The sequence below is a fragment of the Bacteroides sp. AN502(2024) genome (assembly GCF_041227145.1).
Classification (GTDB): domain Bacteria; phylum Bacteroidota; class Bacteroidia; order Bacteroidales; family Bacteroidaceae; genus Bacteroides.
Window position 1 is genome coordinate 2,634,730 of sequence record NZ_JBGFSP010000003.1, and the last position, 16,757, is coordinate 2,651,486.

The window sequence follows — 16,757 nt, forward strand, 5'->3', positions numbered from 1 at the left end:
TTTAAATAATCTCCACCGATTTCGTGTAGGGATACTTTCAGCATTTAACTTGCTACTCTTTGGTTTTTGTTTGATGCAAAGGTTATATTATTCTAATAACAATCGGCAAAGACCCAATGTTTTCATCCGGCTTTAATGCCGTATCAAATCACGGCATCATCATATCTTGCGTACATACATGGCTCTTATTGCGTTGAGTACAGCGAGTATCATCACGCCTACGTCGGCAAAGATAGCAAGCCACATATTGATGATGCCGAATACTCCAAGTATAAGGCAAATTCCCTTGATGCCCAATGCCATGATGATGTTCTCCCATACTATTCCCAAGCACTTGCGTGAGATACGGATTGCCTTGCCGATTTTCATCGGATCATCGTCCATGAGCACCACGTCAGCGGCCTCTATGGCGGCATCGCTTCCCATCGCGCCCATCGCTATGCCAAGGTCAGCACGCGAGAGCACGGGGGCGTCATTTATGCCATCACCCACAAACGCAACCTTGTCATCTCCTTTTGTGTCAGCAAGGATGCTCTCAAGTTGCGACACCTTATCGGCAGGTAGCAGTTCGCTGTAAACCTTATCTATCCCAAGCCGGGCAGCGGTTTGGTCTGCGACCGGTTTGGTATCACCGGTCAGCATGACGGTTGTTGTCACGCCCGACCTACGAAGATCGGAAATGGCTTGTTCGGATGTGGGTTTCACAATATCTCCAAGAACGATGTGTCCCGCATATTTACCGTCAATTGCGAGGTGGACAATAGTTCCGGCTGTCTTGCAATGGCAGGGAACAAGGCCTAAGTCCGACATCAGTTTCTCATTTCCAGCGGCAACCATTCTACCATCGATGACGGTGGTAACGCCTTTACCGCTGATTTCTTTCATGTCGCTCATCCGGCTGCGGTCAATTGCGTGTCCGTAGGCTCGTTGAAGCGATTTGGCTATCGGGTGTGAAGATGACGACTCCACTATTGCCGCAAATTCAAGCAATTGTGCTTTGCGGTCGGCAATGTCCTCGTCGTGGTCTCCATGATAGGCATTGACCTCAAACACTCCTTTAGTCAATGTTCCGGTCTTGTCGAAGACCACAGTTTTTACTTTCGACAGCGTTTCCAGAATATTCGCACCTTTCACCAGCACACCTTCGCGGCTTGCACCGCCGATTCCGGCAAAGAATGACAACGGTATGCTGACCACCAATGCGCAAGGGCAGCTGATTACGAGGAAAACGAGAGCACGGTAAATCCATGTTTCAAACGTAGAGAAGTCAAGAGGCGCACCGTTGAATAGAATCAGGATTAACGGGGGCAAAAGGGCTAGGGCCAACGCTCCGTAGCAGACAGCCGGAGTATATACGCGTGCGAACTTAGCAATAAAATTCTCAGATTTCGATTTGCGCGAGGCCGAATCTTCAACCAGCTCTAAAATCTTGGATACAGTAGAATCGCCGAACTCTTTGGTAGTGCGCACTTTCAATACTCCCGACATATTGATGCTGCCGCTTATGATCTCATCTCCGCTACCTACTTCGCGCGGAAGTGACTCACCGGTCAATGCTGATGTATTGAGCGATGACTCGCCGGAAATTACAACTCCGTCGATAGGGACCCGCTCTCCAGGCTGAATGATGATTGTCTGACCGACCTCCACATCGTCGGGGTCTATCTTCACAATCTTGCCGTCCTGCTCTATATTGGCATAGTCAGGGCGTATATCCATGAGAGCTGCGATGTTACGACGGCTTTTACCGACGGCATAGCTCTGGAAGAACTCGCCAATCTGATAGAACAGCATCACGGCGATAGCCTCCAGATAGTCGCCGCTCTTCTCATAGATGGCGAGTGCGAATGCTCCAACCGTTGCCAAAGCCATAAGGAAATTCTCATCAAACACTCTGCCGTGGATAATTCCGAGCCACGCCTTTTTCAATATGTCGTAACCTATTATCAGGTATACCACAAGATATGCTGCGAGACGTGGACATCCTGTAATGTCAATAAAAAGCAACCCAACGGTCATCACCAGAGCGATGATGATGCGGGTGAGCATATTGCGTTGTTTTCTGTTCATATTCCTTATGATTTGAGGAAGTAGCCCAACCAACTAAGGTCAGACTGCCACCATATTTTTATTAGAGAATCTCAAAATCAGGTTCCACCTTTTTGGCGGCTTTCAGTACTTCTGCCATTACTTCGTTCTGATCTGCATCATCCTCGAAGGCAACCTTCATCTTCTGTGTCATGAATGAAATGGAAAGTTCCTTTACGCCTGCAACCTTCTTAGCTGCGTCTTCCACGAGGTTTGCGCAGTTTGCGCAATCAACCTCAATTTTGAATGTCTTGCTCATATTCTTAATTTTTTAGTACGATTTACTCCGTGATTTAATTTTACTGCTGCAAAGTTACAGACAGTTTTATGCAAACTGTTTGCAATGTTCACACCCCATAATTGCAAATCGTTTGCATCGCATAATGCCGAACTTTATATCCCCCCCAAAAAAAACAATTCAAATGACTGAACGCGATTCTATTGATTTTGGCAAGGTGGATATTTTTAGGTTTTTTGTTGACATATTTCTTCCGACATTGGCAAGCCTTATGTTCGGAGCGTCGGTATATGTGGCTGACGGAATGTTTGTCATCCGGCTTGACGGTGCGCTCAAATTCTCAATGTGGGTCAACGTGATTGTATCCGTTGCCAATATTGTACTCGACTACCTCTTTGTTTTTCCGTTCGTGATGGGTATAAAAGGAGTGGTGATGGCTACCTATCCGAACTTTAGACAGGTGAAAAAGGCATAATTGTCCGTGTATCAGGACAAGGCAGTTTCCGCAAGCGTATCATTGAGCTTGGCTTCATCAAGAGCAAGACAGTCACAGTCGTCCGTAACGCTCCTTTCAAGGAGCCTATCGAATATGAGATACTCGAAGCTGAGATTGCGTTGCACCGTCATGATGTCGACCTTATTGAAGTGGTGGGAGAAGACGAACCGGTTGGTGAAATTGTCGACAACAGTCCGATAACCGAGTGTGCGCATCTGTCGCTTGAGGAGATGCAGCAACTGGTCTCACACAAGGAAAAGGTGATAACAATCGCTTTCGCAGGCAATCCCAACTATGGCAAGACATCAATATTCAACGCTCTTTCGGGGGCGCATGAACACATCGGTAATTACAGTGGCGTAACCTTCGGCATTGACAGCGGTGGTAAAGGAAACAAACTGGAAATGGGTGGCACAAGCGTTATCCTCTACCGCATTGGCCTGGATCTGTGCCTCCCTTGTCGATGTTGTTGGAAATCTAATTCTCTCTGTCTGAACCATTGGCTAAAAATTGCGACACTTAAAAATCTCCATTGCAAACGGTTTGCGAAAAAAAAGCCGTAACTTTGCCGAAAAATATGGATATGAACAACGATGAAATAGGAAATATTTTGAATGGCAGAGGTATAAAACCTACCGCAAATCGAATTCTTGTGATGAGAGAATTGATGAAAGTCTCAAATCCGGTCAATCTTGCTGATTTGGAAGCTTCGCTGGAGTTCTCAATGGATAAGGCAAGCATTTTCCGTGTGCTTGAACTTTTCGCTGAAAAAGATGTGGTTCATGTGATTGAGGACGGGAGCCGTTCACTTAAATATGAGCTGTGTCACAGTGGCAATAAGCACAGCATCGCTGACCAACATGCCCATTTTTATTGCGAGCATTGCAAGGGAACATACTGCATTGAAACGGAGAAAGTCCCCATGATTGATATTCCTGACGGGTTCACTCCACATTCCATCAACTATATGATCAAAGGCATCTGCCCGAAATGCAACAGATAGCCTGAATGATAACGATATTTGCGGGAGCTGCCAAGACTTTGGTAGCTTCTTTTGCGGTCTTTACAGACACATAGCATCAGAGGATTCTCGCCATTACTAAGAGTTTTGTACTTGTAACATAGTACTTTAATTGTTTCACTCATTCGGTTTACCGGTTTACACACTGGTTTACACAAACGCTGCAAAACGTAGTATTTATAAAGAAAAAAGCAGCTATCCTATTTAGATAACTGCCTGATTTTTAAGTGATCCGCCTGGGGCTCGAACCCAGGACCCCAACATTAAAAGTGTTGTGCTCTACCTGCTGAGCTAGCGAATCAATCCCTATTTGCAAATCAGTTATTTCCTGATTGCGGGTGCAAAGGTAGTTACTTTTATTTAATTTGCAAGCATTCCGTAGAAAAAAGTTTTAATTATTCCTCTTTATTATCAATATTGTCCTAAATAAATTTTGAGCATGAGCTAACTGACTATACTGTTAAGTATAGCCTCGAGAGTTCAAAATCAATCCCCCCTAATCGTTTTCGATGGTTTCGGGAGGTGGTGTAAATGGTTGATCAAGCCATTTTTGGAGGTCGATTTTGGTAAATGTGTTCAGCCGGAGCGTGACCACAAGGTTAGCCAATGCCCATTTGTATCTTGCGATGTGCTTTAGCCATGTCAGAATCAGCATTGTAGTCATAGCAGTCCATATTTGGGTCTCTACGGCATTGCGGGATGTGCCGATAAAGCTCTTGATGCGTAGCAGTTGCTTGAGGTTGCGAAAGAAGATTTCTATGTTCCACCGAGCCTTGTACAGAGCCGCTATGCTTGATGCTGCCAATGTGAAGTTGTTTGTGAGTAACTCAATTTCAAAACCGTGTTCATCGTTCCATACTGCGATGCGACGTAAACGTTTGGGATATTTGGATTTGGCCGCCGAGAGTTCGAACTCGATTATTTCGTCAATAAGTACATTCTGAGCGTGTTTTTCAGGCAAAGGCAACTCCTCTATGGCTTTGTACCGGATATTGTCTTTATGACGCACTACAAAGAACACGTTGCTGCTGTCCCAATTATTCAGCAATGAGTAGTCACAGTAGCCTCGGTCGGCTACTACAATACTATACGGATGTAACTCAATATCAAAAGCAGCTTTGTTGTCGGTGGTTTTGCCATCGGTGATATTCACGAACTCCGGCAAAAGACTGTCATAGTCCAATAGCGTGTGCATCTTGACCGCCCCCTTGGTGGTAGTGTAATGTGCCCAGTCATATATTGACAGAGTCAATGACACCAATGTGGAGTCGAGCAGTTTTATCGGCATCTTGAAACGGAACTTTCTTCGTTGCCATAGGGCTTGCTGTCCGAAATACTGAAACAACGAGTAGAATATGCCGCGAAAAACCGAACTGTCTCGGTTGGCGTTCTGATATGCTACCGTTGACTTGGATGGTGCACGGTTGATTCCCAAATGATTGAGGTTGCCGGTGGCTGATTTCAGCCCGTTTGAGATATCTCTGACTGAATCACATCCTGAGAATTGGCTGAAAATCATGCTAACAAACTGACTCCATGTATTGTAGCCCTTGCAATGCTTGTCTGACCCCGAAGATTTTATGATTTTCCTGATATTTTCTTTCGGGAGATGTGATATTACCTGTGCGAAAAGTGTTATATTTGCCATAGGAAGTAGATGAGTTGGTAGCTTGCTACTAAGGTAGTCATTTTACCTTAGTTCTACTTCCTTTTTATTTGTTCCCCCCAATTTATTTAGGACAATATTGCTTTATTATGGATTTTTTCTTGATTGTCAGCAGTTTCTACTTCATCGTATTTTATCTTTTCTTTGTTGATAATGAAGCGTTGGTAGTAGGAGAGCATCAAAGTTGTTAGTGGTAAGGCGATGATCATGCCGAGCATTCCCATTAATGAACCCCAGATAGAAAGAGATAAAAGGATTATGGCAGGATTCAGTCCGGTAATCTTTCCCATGATTTTGGGGACAAGGAAGGTATCCTGTATGACTTGTACAATTGCAAAGACAGCTAATGCGCATGCAATGATAATCCAGAAGTTCTGTCCGGTGTCGGCGGCTTTGAGGATTGCCAATAAAATGGTGGGAAGGAAACCGATGAGTTGCAAGTAGGGAACCATATTCAATGCTCCGATGAAAAGTCCCAAGGCTATAGCCATAGGGAAATCGATGATCAGGAAACCGATGCTAAAAAGAATGCCCACGCAGAAAGCAACTAAAGCCTGTCCACGGAAATATTCTGTTCATACCATCCTGTATGTCGTGAACCAGGTTGGAAGTAAACGCACGGTATTTATTGGGTAACAGATGTAGCCATCCTTCAGCTATCGCTTCGTAGTCCAGTAATATAAAGATTACGTATAATAATATAATGAAAGAGGCAAGGATACTAAATAGAATGTTGAGAGATTCTGCAAGTAAAGTCCATACTTTGGGGACCATATCCTTGATTGCCGCTAGAATATTTTCTTCACTTAATACACGGTTCAGTGCCTGAAGATCAATGTTCTCGTGGATAAATTCAGAAAGAGTCTTAGGCACATTGTTTCCGGCTCCATTGGTGAGGTAAGTCACCAGCAAGTCATTCATTCTACCTATTTCCGAAATCATCGGGGGCACTAGCAGATAGAATAAAGTGACTCCGATAATCGTAATAAGAAATAAGGAACAAAAAATGGAGATAATGCGGCTTTTTAATCGTAATTTATACTGGAAGAATTTGACTAACGGATAGATCATATAAGCTATCAGCCATGCAATAAAGAAAGGTAATAACACTCCGCTAAGGCGTTCCACCAGCATTAATATTCCTACAACTAACACACATCCGATGGAACCGCGTATAAAACTGTCGAATGTTATCTTTTTCCTTTTCATAATCTTTTTTTATAGAGTTTATATTTTCTGCTCATCTTCCTCTCGTGCACGGAGATAACATTCTCTGCACAGAGGTTCATATTCGGCTGTTTCGCCTAAAAGAACCTGTTTTTCATTCTTGACTGTACGATGTGAGAAAGAAGCCAACTGACCACATTTTACACAGATCGCATGAACTTTGGAAACTTCATCGGCAATGGAGCACAATTGTGGCATCGGACCGAACGGATTTCCTTTGAAGTCCATATCTAACCCTGCAATGATAACGCGGATTCCATTGTTGGCGAGCTGGTTGCATACATCAATCAAACCGTTGTCGAAGAACTGTGCTTCATCAATACCTACTACGTCTATCTCAGAAGTAAACAGTAAAATGCTGGCTGACGAATCGATGGGAGTGGAGGAGATAGAATGACTGTCGTGAGAGACTACGTCTTCTTCTGAATAACGGGTGTCGATAGCTGGTTTGAATATCTCTACACGTTGTTTCGCGAATTTCGCTCTTTTCATTCTGCGAATCAATTCCTCTGTCTTTCCGGAGAACATAGAACCGCAGATTACTTCTATTCGGCCTCTTCTTCTAGTCTCCTGTATGTGGTCTTCTGAAAATAATACCATGAGATTTTGTGTTTTTTGATTAAATAAATATGTGGACAAAGGTAAGCAATTCGATGTGCAAGAACTGTTAAATTATCCATTATTTTAAGTTATTGCATAAATTATTCCTACATTCGCACCATATAAACAATGGACTGACATGAAACAGAGGCTATTAACAGATATTGAGTTGGATGTTCATGAGTTAAAGTATCTCATGGATTCCTTTATCAAGGAGCCGACTCCGACTTTGTCTGAACTGTTGAAGCGCAGCATTACACGGATGCAGGGACGTTTGAACGCACTGCAGCAGGAGGTGGATGCTGTTCAGGTGATTTCTCCGTCAGCTGTGGAGGAAACAGAAGAAGAGGATAATGAAGTTGACAAGGTTGAAGAAGGTTCCTCCGTTATTATACAATCTTTTGAATCTCTTGTTGCGAGAGAAAAAGGGGAACCTGCAATTGTTGGGGAACTTGTAGGTGAAACTGATATGAAAGAGGAAGAACCTAAATCGGTAGTGTTGGGAGAAAGTCTCAAACTGTCTGCCGGCTTGCGACATGCTATCAGCTTGAATGATTCTTTCCGTTTTTCTCGTGAACTGTTCGGAGGCGATGCTGATTTGATGAATCGTGTTATCGAACAGATATCAGTAATGGGTTCCTACAAGACTGCACTCGCTTTTCTGTCCTCGAAAATCGAAATAAATGAAGAAAAAGAGACGGTGAACGATTTTTTGGAACTGCTAAAGAAATATTTTAATCAATCAGCATAAAACAAAAACAGATGGGAAAGCTATATGTGGTGCCTACACCGGTAGGGAATCTGGAGGACATGACCTTTCGTGCTATTAAAGTCCTGAAAGAGGCCGATCTGATTTTGGCGGAGGATACACGTACTTCCGGTATCTTGCTGAAACACTTTGAAATAAAGAATGCAATGCAGTCTCACCACAAATTTAATGAACATAAAACGGTGGAAAGTGTTGTTAATAGAATAAAGGGAGGTGAAACGGTGGCACTTATTTCCGATGCCGGAACTCCTGGAATTTCCGATCCCGGTTTTTTGGTTGTTCGTGAATGTGTGCGTAACGGTATCGAAGTGCAGTGCTTGCCGGGAGCAACGGCTTTTGTTCCGGCACTTGTTGCATCGGGATTGCCGAATGAGAAGTTCTGCTTTGAGGGATTTCTTCCCCAAAAGAAAGGGCGGCAGACACGGCTGAAGATGTTGGTGGAAGAACATCGCACGATGGTGTTTTATGAGTCACCCCACCGTCTGTTGAAGACGTTAACACAGTTTGCCGAATATTTCGGCACTGAACGTCAGGCAACCGTGTCGCGTGAAATATCCAAGCTCCACGAAGAAACAGTTCGGGGAAGTTTGGCTGAATTGATAGAACACTTTACCGCTACCGAACCTCGTGGCGAGATTGTGATTGTATTAGCAGGAATAGATGATTAAATAACTTCATTAAAAAACGTAAAACGTAGGCGTATGAAAAAGTTAGCTGTTTTATTTGTATGCGTAGCCATGTTGGCTTCGTGTGATGGCTTTAAAGGTGGAAGTAAAGACCTGAAAGCTGAGAATGATTCTCTTTTGGTGGAATTGAATCAGCGTAATGCTGAACTGGATGATATGATGGGTACTTTCAATGAAATTCAGGAAGGTTTCCGTAAAATTAATGCTGCTGAAAGTCGTGTTGACTTGCAGCGTGGGACTATCACTGAAAATTCAGCCAGTGCCAAGCAACAGATTGCTTCCGATATCGAATTCATCTCTAAACAGATGGAAGAAAACAAGGCTCAGATTGCAAAATTGGAGGCTCAGTTGAAAAACAGTAAGTACAATTCTGCACAGATGAAAAAAGCTGTTGCCGCTTTGACTGCTGAATTGAATGCTAAACAATTGCGTATCGAGGAGCTGCAGACAGAATTGGCCTCTAAAAATATCCGTATTCAAGAACTGGATGCTGCTGTCAGCGACTTGTCTGCTGCTAAGGAAACGTTGGCGGCAGAAAATGAAGCAAAAGCTAAAACTGTTGCTGAACAGGAAAAGAGCTTGAACGCTGCCTGGTTTGTATTCGGTACTAAATCTGAATTGAAAGCTCAAAAGATTCTTCAGAGTGGAGATGTGTTGAAGAGCGCTGATTTCAATAAGGATTATTTTACTCAGATTGATATCCGTACAACCAAAGAAATCAAGTTGTACTCTAAACGTGCTGAGTTACTGACTACTCATCCGACCGGTTCTTATGAATTGGTAAAAGATGACAAAGGCCAGTTGACATTGAAGATTACTAATCCTACTGAATTTTGGAGTGTATCCAGATACTTGGTTATTCAGGTAAAATAAGGTAGATATCCTTTTTTGAATTGCCAATGTGCTGATTTCTGGATTCAAGAAATTAGCACATTGGCTTTTTGTTTCTTACTATACGCATAATTACTGATGAAATATAAAAATCTTTTTTTTGATCTTGATGATACTATCTGGGCTTTCTCCAGCAATGCCCGTGACACTTTTGAAGAAGTGTATCAGAAATATGCATTCGACCGTTACTTTGATTCGTTCGACCATTATTATTCCCTTTATCAACAAAGAAATACCGAACTTTGGGTTGAGTACGGTGAAGGAAAGATAACAAAAGATGAATTGAACAGTAAACGTTTCTTTTATCCTTTACAAACTGTGGGAGTAGAAGATAAAACACTCGCCGAACAGTTTTCGAAAGATTTTTTCGCTATTATTCCTACTAAAAGTACTTTGATGCCTTATGCAAAGGAGGTATTGGAATATCTTGCTCCCCAATATAACCTTTATATTCTTTCCAATGGGTTTCGTGAATTGCAATCACGCAAGATGCGTTCGGCTGGAGTGGACGGATATTTCAGAAAGGTGATTCTTTCGGAAGATCTCGGAGTGTTGAAGCCTTGGCCGGAGATATTCAATTTTGCCTTGTCTGCCACTCAATCCGAGTTGCGCGAATCCCTGATGATTGGTGACAGTTGGGAAGCAGATATAACCGGAGCGCATGGAGTAGGGATGCATCAGGTCTTCTATAATGTAACGGAACGGACTTCTTTCCCTTTCCTTCCCACTTATCACATTCATTCATTGAAAGAATTAATGGATTTATTATAGGTTTTCTGGATTAAGTCGTATTTTTGTTGTGTTTTAGTTTTACATAAAATACGATATACTCATGGATAGTACGCTTCTGTCTTTTGCTTTACTTTGTTTCACTTCATTTTTTACGTTGACCAATCCATTGGGGACGATGCCTGTCTTTCTTACCATGACTCATGGTATGACGGATAAAGAACGTCAGTCTATTGTGCGCCGTGCCACTATTGTGTCGTTTATTACATTGATGGTATTTGTCTTTACCGGGCAGTTTCTTTTTAAGTTCTTCGGTATCTCTACCAATGGTTTCCGTATTGCCGGTGGAGTGATAATCTTCAAGATAGGCTTTGATATGCTTCAAGCCCGTTATACACCGATGAAACTGAAAGACGAAGAAATCAAAACGTATGCGGATGATATCTCTATTACTCCTCTTGGTATTCCTATGTTATGTGGTCCCGGAGCGATTGCCAATGCAATCGTCTTGATGCAGGATGCTCATTCTTATGAGATGAAGGGAGTTTTGATCGGCACTATTGCCTTGATTTATCTGCTGACTTTTTTCATTCTTCGGGCTTCTACAAAGTTGGTGAATGTTTTGGGGGAAACGGGTAATAATGTGATGATGCGTCTTATGGGATTGATCCTGATGGTTATTGCGGTGGAATGTTTCGTTAGCGGATTGAAACCGATATTGGCGGATATTGTGAGAGAGGGGATGGAAGGTCTTCTCTGATAAAACAAAATGAGGATATTGCTTTGATGATTCTTAAATTCTATATATAGAGAAAACTTCTGTTTTATTACGAAAAGCCGACAGTTCGATTTTAATCATATCAAACTGTCGGCTTTATTATGCTCTTATAAATGTTTTACTTTAGACATGTCAATGACTACTCCTTTTTTCCCTGATCTATAGGATAAGGGTATGCCGTAACCAACGCATACTCATTCACAAGACTTTCTATATTATGAGCCATGGCAATGGAGCCTCTCTGATTGAGAATTGCTTGATGAGGGCCCGTTGAGACGGTTCTATAGAAGATGATTCCCACATGCATCTCTAATTGGGACAATTGCCAGCCAGGATGCTGTCCGTTAGGCAATTTTATTTCGTATAACTATAGTGTACTTTGCGTATGACTATAGTTATACGCAAGGGAGACTATAGTCATGCGCAAGGGAAACTATAGTTATACGAAGTTGGAATAGGCAAAGCGATGAATCCGATTAGGCAATCAAAGGAAACCGGATTGAATAAATCCGGAGAACTGATTTACTTATGAGTATCTGGTAATGTGTGATGCAACCCGCCATTGATATGAATTTTATCAATGACGGGTAACTTTTCATTTCCTGATTTTATATCGAACTTACGTTATTTATCCTAGAATAAAATAGGATTACTCAAGTTTCTTCCTTCGTTTCGCATTATGTCCCAAAGTTTCTTTCAGCCAAAAATCTTTATGAACCGGGATATTGAAACGTAACTGTAAAGTGGATTCTATTACAGATGTTTTTTTCATTATATAATCTTAAGTTCTATTTTAAAGATGGCAATTCCAGTATAAACTTTATGTCCACCCTTTCAATGAGGCTGCCTTTTTAAGATCACGTACAACCGTAATGTCCATTATATTTGCATATACCTGGGTGGTTTTCACACTTTTGTGACCTAATAATTTTTGTACAGTGGTTATATTCGCACCGCTATATAATAATAAGGTAGCATTTGTATGGCGGCTGGTGTGAAAGGATACCCGCTTGTCAATACCCGCCAACTTTGCTAATACATTCAACTCTTTGTTAATATTGGAATTATCTTTTAACTTGAAGAAACTGTTCAGTTCTTCTTTATAGCGTTGCAATATACCGATTCCTTTACCTTCAAATAATAGGTATAATGGCAGACGGACTTCAATTCCTGTTTTTACAGACTTATACATAAGCCAGATTTCCTGATGAAATTCGACAATATTCGCGGGCGTCAGGTTTATGAAATCGGAATATCGTAGTCCAGTATAGCAACAAAATAAAAAGGCATCTTGGGTCTTTTGTAGTTTTGTAAATCTTCCCACCAACTGTAAATCCTCAAATTTATGCAGTTCTTCCGGTGATAAATGTGTATGATTGCCTTCTATATTTTTAATCTTATATTTTCTGAAGGCGTATTTTTGCACATCCATATATTCTTTGTTAATAGCAACGTTAACATATCGTTTTAGGTGCTTCATATGTTTGGCTATAGTGTTAAGGTGATATCCTTTGGATTGCAGGTAATTGTCAAATGAAGAAATAAATTCAAATGTCAAGTTTGTAAACGAGATGTCTTTTTTGAACTCCCGGAGTAATTCAAGCGTAGAAAGATGATTCTGCTTGGTGCTTTCTTTCAATGAAGAATTGGAAACTTCTTCTTTATAGAAACTCAGAAATGACTTTCCATTACTTACAGGTTTATTAATAGACTCTTTTAATAAATCCAGAGAAATCGATTTCCCCTGTTGCCATAATTCAAGTTCAGCTTGTTCAATCGTTGCTACGTATTCGTATAACATGCGATTTATAACATCCGCATTAGGGTGACTTTTCACCATTCTTCGTTTAACATCCCACTGATCAACTTTGAGATATATTTTAGTGGAGAAATACATTTTCCTTCTATTAAGATAAGCTTCGACCTGTACTAATGCCATTCCTTTCTTATTCAATTTCTTTTTTCTGTTAAAAACAAGATTGTAACTAATTTTTTCCATCTTTTTCTTTTTAAATTAATAATAGAGCAAATTAAGCATAGTTCTGTACAACATTTGAGATGAAAATGCATTAATATCTTAAAATAATAATTTTAAGAAGCTAAGTATTCACAAAACTTTAAATTATATGCCACTTTTTTATAGCTATTCTTTCGCAAAAAACAAAAAGTATCTCTATAAAAGGTGTTTTATGACGAAAAATGAGCAAAGAAAATATTAAATCGTACATTTTGTTCAAGCAAAACGTCAGTGTAAAGTATTAAAATTAACTATCTATTCCCTTTTAAAGTGTGTTTATTAACATAAAAGGCACATTAAAAATAATAATATGTTAGATTTTCGACCTTTTTTTATTAAAACAGTTGTAGGTTTAGTGTTTATTAATATATTTGCAAATTGTTAGAGTGAAGAGACAATTAATGTATAGTTAAACTTTAAGAGAGAATTTATGAAAAGAAAATTGATGCTGTTATTGGCATGCCTTTTTGTAGGCATAGGCCTGGTAACTGCTCAGACTCAAAAGGTCACAGGCGTTGTGATTTCTGAAGAAGACGGGCAGCCGGTTGTTGGCGCTTCTGTGTTGGTAAAAGGTACCACTATGGGTACAATCACAGACGTGAATGGTAATTTTAATTTGTCGAACGTACCAAGTTCTGCAAAGACTTTGCAGATTTCGTATATCGGTATGCAGACTCAGGAAGTGGTTATAAAACCGGGTCTGAAGGTTGTTCTAAAGTCAGATTCTCAGAAACTTGATGAAGTTGTGGTGACTGCAATGGGAATTAAACGTTCTGAGAAGTCTTTGGGGTATTCGGTGACAAGTGTTAAGGGTGATGAAATAACCAAAGCACGTGAAAGTAATGTTTTGAACTCATTATCAGGTAAGATTGCTGGTGTACAGATTGGACAGTCGTCAGGTACTGCAGGAGGAAGTTCTAGTATTCAGATACGTGGCGCTTCTTCTATTGGTAGTGTTTCTTCTCCACTTTTCATTGTTGATGGGTTACCTATTGACAATGGTGCATATAATCCGGACAGAACTAATGGTATTGTTGATGTTGGGAATCGTGCAGGAGATATTAGTTCTGATGATATTGAGTCTATTAATGTTTTAAAAGGAGCAGCGGCAACTGCATTGTATGGTGCACGTGCGAAAGATGGTGCTATCGTAATAACTACAAAAAAAGGTAGTCGTAATTCGCAAGTGTCTGTTACGGTTAATTCTTCCACACGTTTTGAAAATGTTTTGAAGTTACCAGAGTTTCAAAATGATTATGCACAAGGGAGCTATGGTAAATATAATGTGAAAATGTTGAATGGTTGGGGACCTAAGATATCCTCGGTACAAGATCAGACATTTGCGGATTTCAAGGGAGATCAGGTTACTTTGCAGGCATATCCTGACAATGTGAAAGATTTCTATGAGACAGGTATGAGTTACATTAATAATGTTGCGATTGCCGGTGGTACAGAACGTTCGGATTTTAGAATTAGTGTCTCTACTACTAATCAAACAGGGGTAGTGCCCGGATCCGATTATAATAAATATGCTTTTTCTGTTAATGGTGGTATGAATTTTACCAAAAATTTCACAGGGCGAGTTTCTGCACAATATATCCGTTCAGATTCGGAAGGACGGCCTGCTCAAGGTTCTAATGATAATAATTTGCTCATTCCTTTGATCAACGGTATGCCACGTACGGTAAATATCAATGATGTGAAAAGTAATTGGATTGATGAGTATGGCAAACAAATATCTTTGGATCCGGAGGGAAAAAGTAATAATCCATATTGGATAATCAACAAGAATAAATTTACTAATCAATTGGATCGTCTGATCGGCAATATTGTGTTGACGTATAAACCGATAGAAGGATTGACCATTTCGAATAACGCAGGAACTGACTTTTATACGGAAACTAGACGTAAAGTATATTCGAAAGGGACAATTGGTAACCTTGAAGGGCAGTTCCAGACATGGGATCTCTATAAGCGTATTTTGAATAATGATTTGATGATATCGTATGAAAAAACATTTGCGGGAGATTATGGGATAAAAGTAATGTTGGGACACAATATTTATCAGGAAGACTGGAGAAATAGTAATGTGTTGGCACAAAATCTGGTTGTTGATGGATTGTATACATACACTAATGCCAAGACAACAAGTCCTGTGAATTATACTTCTAAGAAACGCCTGGTAGGTCTTTACGGAGATATAAGCTTCAGCTATAAGAATATGGTATTCTTGGATGTGACGGGAAGAAATGACTGGTCATCTACACTACCTGTTAATAATCGTTCTTATTTTTATCCGTCCATCAGTGGTAGTTTTATTTTTACAGAATTGATAAAGAATAAGGAGGTTCTGAGCTATGGAAAGTTGCGTATGAGTTATGCTAATGTAGGTAGTGATGAGCAGCCATACGAATTGGCGTTTCAATATACTCCGGTTAATTCCTACTTTTTGCAGTATAATTTAACGAACGTCTTTCCTCATAATGGATTAGTCGGATTTACAGGTCCGCGTGTATTGCCGAACGAGAATCTCAAACCGCAAAATCAGGCATCATTTGAGGTCGGTACTGATTTGCGTTTTTTCCAGAATCGTGTTCGTTTAGACTTGACTTATTATAAAAGTGTAACTAAAAATCAAATCGTAAGTATTGATGTGCCTTTGTCCACTGGGTATTTTGCCAATAATATTAATGCGGGAAAAGTGTCTAATAAAGGGGTTGAAATTGCATTAGGAATTACTCCTGTACAAACAAAGAATTTTAAATGGGATTTGGAGGCTACTTTTGCAAAAAATACCCAGAAAGTCGATGAATTGGTAGAAGGGTTGGATGAGTACTCGTTGACTAGTGGATTGAGTGGATTGCAGGTAAAAGCAGAAGTTGGTGGTTCGTTTGGTCTGTATGGTACAGGTTGGAAACGTGATGATTCAGGCAATTATGTTATTAACGAAAAGACAGGACTTCGTGAAATTGTAAACAATGTACGTTTGGGAGATGTTTACCCTGATTTTACAATGGGTATTAATAATACATTCTCTTATAAGGGGTTCACATTGAGTTTCTTAATGGATATTCGTCAGGGAGGCTCTCTTTACTCTCAAACAGTGGGTAGCTTGCGTACTTCCGGACTTGCGGCTGAAACAGTTGCCCATCGGGAAGATGCATCATTTATTGAACCGGGAGTCATCTTACAGTCGGATGGAACTTACAGAGTTAATGATGTGCCGGTTAAAAGTATGCAGGATTATTGGGAACATGTAGCAAAATCAAGTAATAATGAGGGTAATATTTTCGATGCTTCATATGTTAAATTACGTGAGTTGAACTTTTCTTATAGTTTTCCTAGAAAATGGTTCAGAAGTTTCTTTGTCAAATCTCTTGACTTAGGTTTTGAAGCTCGTAATCTTTGGATTATAAAAGATCATGTTCCTCATATTGATCCGGAAGCTAACTTTTTCGGACCTGCACAGATTGGTGGGGGAGTTGAGTTCAATAGTATTCCAACAACAAGAAGTTTCGGATTTAATATTAGATTGACATTATAATAACTAT

15 protein-coding genes, 1 tRNA gene and 2 pseudogenes are annotated in these 16,757 nt (G+C 40.4%); 10 read left to right on the forward strand and 8 right to left on the reverse strand.

Features of this window, described 5'->3' with window-relative positions; translation table 11 throughout:
• Positions 1-159 precede the first annotated feature (159 nt).
• Positions 160-2,070, reverse strand: a complete 1,911-nt coding sequence (locus tag AB9N12_RS10135; RefSeq protein WP_369891848.1) for a heavy metal translocating P-type ATPase — start codon at positions 2,068-2,070, stop codon at positions 160-162.
• 61 nt (positions 2,071-2,131) lie between these two features.
• Positions 2,132-2,347, reverse strand: a complete 216-nt coding sequence (locus tag AB9N12_RS10140; RefSeq protein ID WP_369891851.1) for a cation transporter — start codon at positions 2,345-2,347, stop codon at positions 2,132-2,134.
• A gap of 163 nt (positions 2,348-2,510) precedes the next feature.
• On the opposite strand from AB9N12_RS10140, the gene AB9N12_RS10145 reads away from it, so the two are divergent.
• From AB9N12_RS10145 to AB9N12_RS10160, 4 genes and pseudogenes are all read left to right on the forward strand, one after another.
• Positions 2,511-2,801: a hypothetical protein gene (locus AB9N12_RS10145; RefSeq protein ID WP_369891854.1), complete on the forward strand. Its 291-nt coding sequence runs from the start codon at positions 2,511-2,513 to the stop codon at positions 2,799-2,801.
• A gap of 41 nt (positions 2,802-2,842) precedes the next feature.
• Positions 2,843-2,914: pseudogene (locus AB9N12_RS10150) on the forward strand (hypothetical protein); the annotation flags it as partial.
• A gap of 60 nt (positions 2,915-2,974) precedes the next feature.
• Positions 2,975-3,385 carry a FeoB small GTPase domain-containing protein gene (locus tag AB9N12_RS10155; protein ID WP_369891856.1) on the forward strand — a complete coding sequence of 137 codons (411 nt, stop codon included), beginning with the start codon at positions 2,975-2,977 and terminating at the stop codon, positions 3,383-3,385.
• A gap of 14 nt (positions 3,386-3,399) precedes the next feature.
• Positions 3,400-3,825 (forward strand): Fur family transcriptional regulator, encoded by a 426-nt coding sequence (locus AB9N12_RS10160; RefSeq protein WP_369891858.1) that lies wholly within the window; start codon positions 3,400-3,402, stop codon positions 3,823-3,825.
• Here AB9N12_RS10160 and AB9N12_RS10165 read toward each other — a convergent pair.
• From AB9N12_RS10165 to AB9N12_RS10185, 5 genes and pseudogenes are all read right to left on the reverse strand, one after another.
• Complete coding sequence (locus AB9N12_RS10165) at positions 3,786-3,968, reverse strand: Arm DNA-binding domain-containing protein (protein ID WP_369891861.1); 183 nt, start codon at positions 3,966-3,968, stop codon at positions 3,786-3,788. The two genes, AB9N12_RS10160 and AB9N12_RS10165, sit on opposite strands and share 40 nt — an antisense overlap.
• 103 nt (positions 3,969-4,071) lie before the next feature.
• A tRNA-Lys gene (locus AB9N12_RS10170) sits at positions 4,072-4,144 on the reverse strand.
• A gap of 195 nt (positions 4,145-4,339) precedes the next feature.
• Positions 4,340-5,491: an IS4 family transposase gene (locus tag AB9N12_RS10175; RefSeq protein WP_369888970.1), complete on the reverse strand. Its 1,152-nt coding sequence runs from the start codon at positions 5,489-5,491 to the stop codon at positions 4,340-4,342.
• 86 nt (positions 5,492-5,577) lie between these two features.
• A pseudogene (locus AB9N12_RS10180) lies at positions 5,578-6,718 on the reverse strand (AI-2E family transporter).
• 18 nt (positions 6,719-6,736) lie between these two features.
• The gene (locus AB9N12_RS10185; RefSeq protein WP_369891862.1) at positions 6,737-7,336 is read right to left on the reverse strand and encodes a thymidine kinase; all 600 of its coding nucleotides are present in this window, start codon (positions 7,334-7,336) and stop codon (positions 6,737-6,739) included.
• 139 nt (positions 7,337-7,475) lie between these two features.
• On the opposite strand from AB9N12_RS10185, the gene AB9N12_RS10190 reads away from it, so the two are divergent.
• The 5 genes from AB9N12_RS10190 to AB9N12_RS10210 all read left to right on the forward strand — a co-directional run bounded on the left by AB9N12_RS10190 (position 7,476) and on the right by AB9N12_RS10210 (position 11,171).
• Positions 7,476-8,087: a hypothetical protein gene (locus tag AB9N12_RS10190; protein ID WP_369891864.1), complete on the forward strand. Its 612-nt coding sequence runs from the start codon at positions 7,476-7,478 to the stop codon at positions 8,085-8,087.
• An 11-nt stretch (positions 8,088-8,098) separates the two neighbouring features.
• Entirely contained in the window at positions 8,099-8,773 is a 675-nt protein-coding gene (gene rsmI / locus AB9N12_RS10195) for a 16S rRNA (cytidine(1402)-2'-O)-methyltransferase (protein ID WP_369891867.1), read from the forward strand.
• A 33-nt stretch (positions 8,774-8,806) separates the two neighbouring features.
• A complete protein-coding gene (locus tag AB9N12_RS10200) occupies positions 8,807-9,664 on the forward strand; it encodes a hypothetical protein (protein ID WP_369891870.1) in 858 nt (285 codons plus the stop codon).
• 96 nt (positions 9,665-9,760) lie between these two features.
• Entirely contained in the window at positions 9,761-10,453 is a 693-nt protein-coding gene (locus AB9N12_RS10205; RefSeq protein WP_369891872.1) for a YjjG family noncanonical pyrimidine nucleotidase, read from the forward strand.
• 61 nt (positions 10,454-10,514) lie between these two features.
• Positions 10,515-11,171 (forward strand): MarC family protein, encoded by a 657-nt coding sequence (locus AB9N12_RS10210; RefSeq protein ID WP_369891874.1) that lies wholly within the window; start codon positions 10,515-10,517, stop codon positions 11,169-11,171.
• An 838-nt stretch (positions 11,172-12,009) separates the two neighbouring features.
• Here the strand turns inward: AB9N12_RS10210 and AB9N12_RS10215 are convergent.
• Positions 12,010-13,188, reverse strand: coding sequence for a site-specific integrase (locus AB9N12_RS10215; protein ID WP_369891877.1), 1,179 nt, complete (start codon positions 13,186-13,188; stop codon positions 12,010-12,012).
• 448 nt (positions 13,189-13,636) lie between these two features.
• Here AB9N12_RS10215 and AB9N12_RS10220 point away from each other — a divergent pair, with 448 nt between their 5' ends.
• Positions 13,637-16,750, forward strand: coding sequence for a SusC/RagA family TonB-linked outer membrane protein (locus AB9N12_RS10220; RefSeq protein WP_369891879.1), 3,114 nt, complete (start codon positions 13,637-13,639; stop codon positions 16,748-16,750).
• Positions 16,751-16,757: the final 7 nt, after the last annotated feature.

What these genes read in the sequence shown, in the direction of transcription:
- AB9N12_RS10165 (WP_369891861.1), bottom strand. Translation starts at nt 3,968, where the DNA reads ATGAGTGAAACAATTAAAGTACTATGTTACAAGTACAAAACTCTTAGT.
- AB9N12_RS10210 (WP_369891874.1), top strand. Translation starts at nt 10,515, where the DNA reads ATGGATAGTACGCTTCTGTCTTTTGCTTTACTTTGTTTCACTTCATTT.
- AB9N12_RS10175 (WP_369888970.1), bottom strand. Translation starts at nt 5,491, where the DNA reads ATGGCAAATATAACACTTTTCGCACAGGTAATATCACATCTCCCGAAA.
- AB9N12_RS10160 (WP_369891858.1), top strand. Translation starts at nt 3,400, where the DNA reads ATGGATATGAACAACGATGAAATAGGAAATATTTTGAATGGCAGAGGT.
- AB9N12_RS10185 (WP_369891862.1), bottom strand. Translation starts at nt 7,336, where the DNA reads ATGGTATTATTTTCAGAAGACCACATACAGGAGACTAGAAGAAGAGGC.
- AB9N12_RS10200 (WP_369891870.1), top strand. Translation starts at nt 8,807, where the DNA reads ATGAAAAAGTTAGCTGTTTTATTTGTATGCGTAGCCATGTTGGCTTCG.
- rsmI (WP_369891867.1), top strand. Translation starts at nt 8,099, where the DNA reads ATGGGAAAGCTATATGTGGTGCCTACACCGGTAGGGAATCTGGAGGAC.
- AB9N12_RS10145 (WP_369891854.1), top strand. Translation starts at nt 2,511, where the DNA reads ATGACTGAACGCGATTCTATTGATTTTGGCAAGGTGGATATTTTTAGG.
- AB9N12_RS10205 (WP_369891872.1), top strand. Translation starts at nt 9,761, where the DNA reads ATGAAATATAAAAATCTTTTTTTTGATCTTGATGATACTATCTGGGCT.
- AB9N12_RS10190 (WP_369891864.1), top strand. Translation starts at nt 7,476, where the DNA reads ATGAAACAGAGGCTATTAACAGATATTGAGTTGGATGTTCATGAGTTA.
- AB9N12_RS10215 (WP_369891877.1), bottom strand. Translation starts at nt 13,188, where the DNA reads ATGGAAAAAATTAGTTACAATCTTGTTTTTAACAGAAAAAAGAAATTG.
- AB9N12_RS10220 (WP_369891879.1), top strand. Translation starts at nt 13,637, where the DNA reads ATGAAAAGAAAATTGATGCTGTTATTGGCATGCCTTTTTGTAGGCATA.
- AB9N12_RS10140 (WP_369891851.1), bottom strand. Translation starts at nt 2,347, where the DNA reads ATGAGCAAGACATTCAAAATTGAGGTTGATTGCGCAAACTGCGCAAAC.
- AB9N12_RS10135 (WP_369891848.1), bottom strand. Translation starts at nt 2,070, where the DNA reads ATGAACAGAAAACAACGCAATATGCTCACCCGCATCATCATCGCTCTG.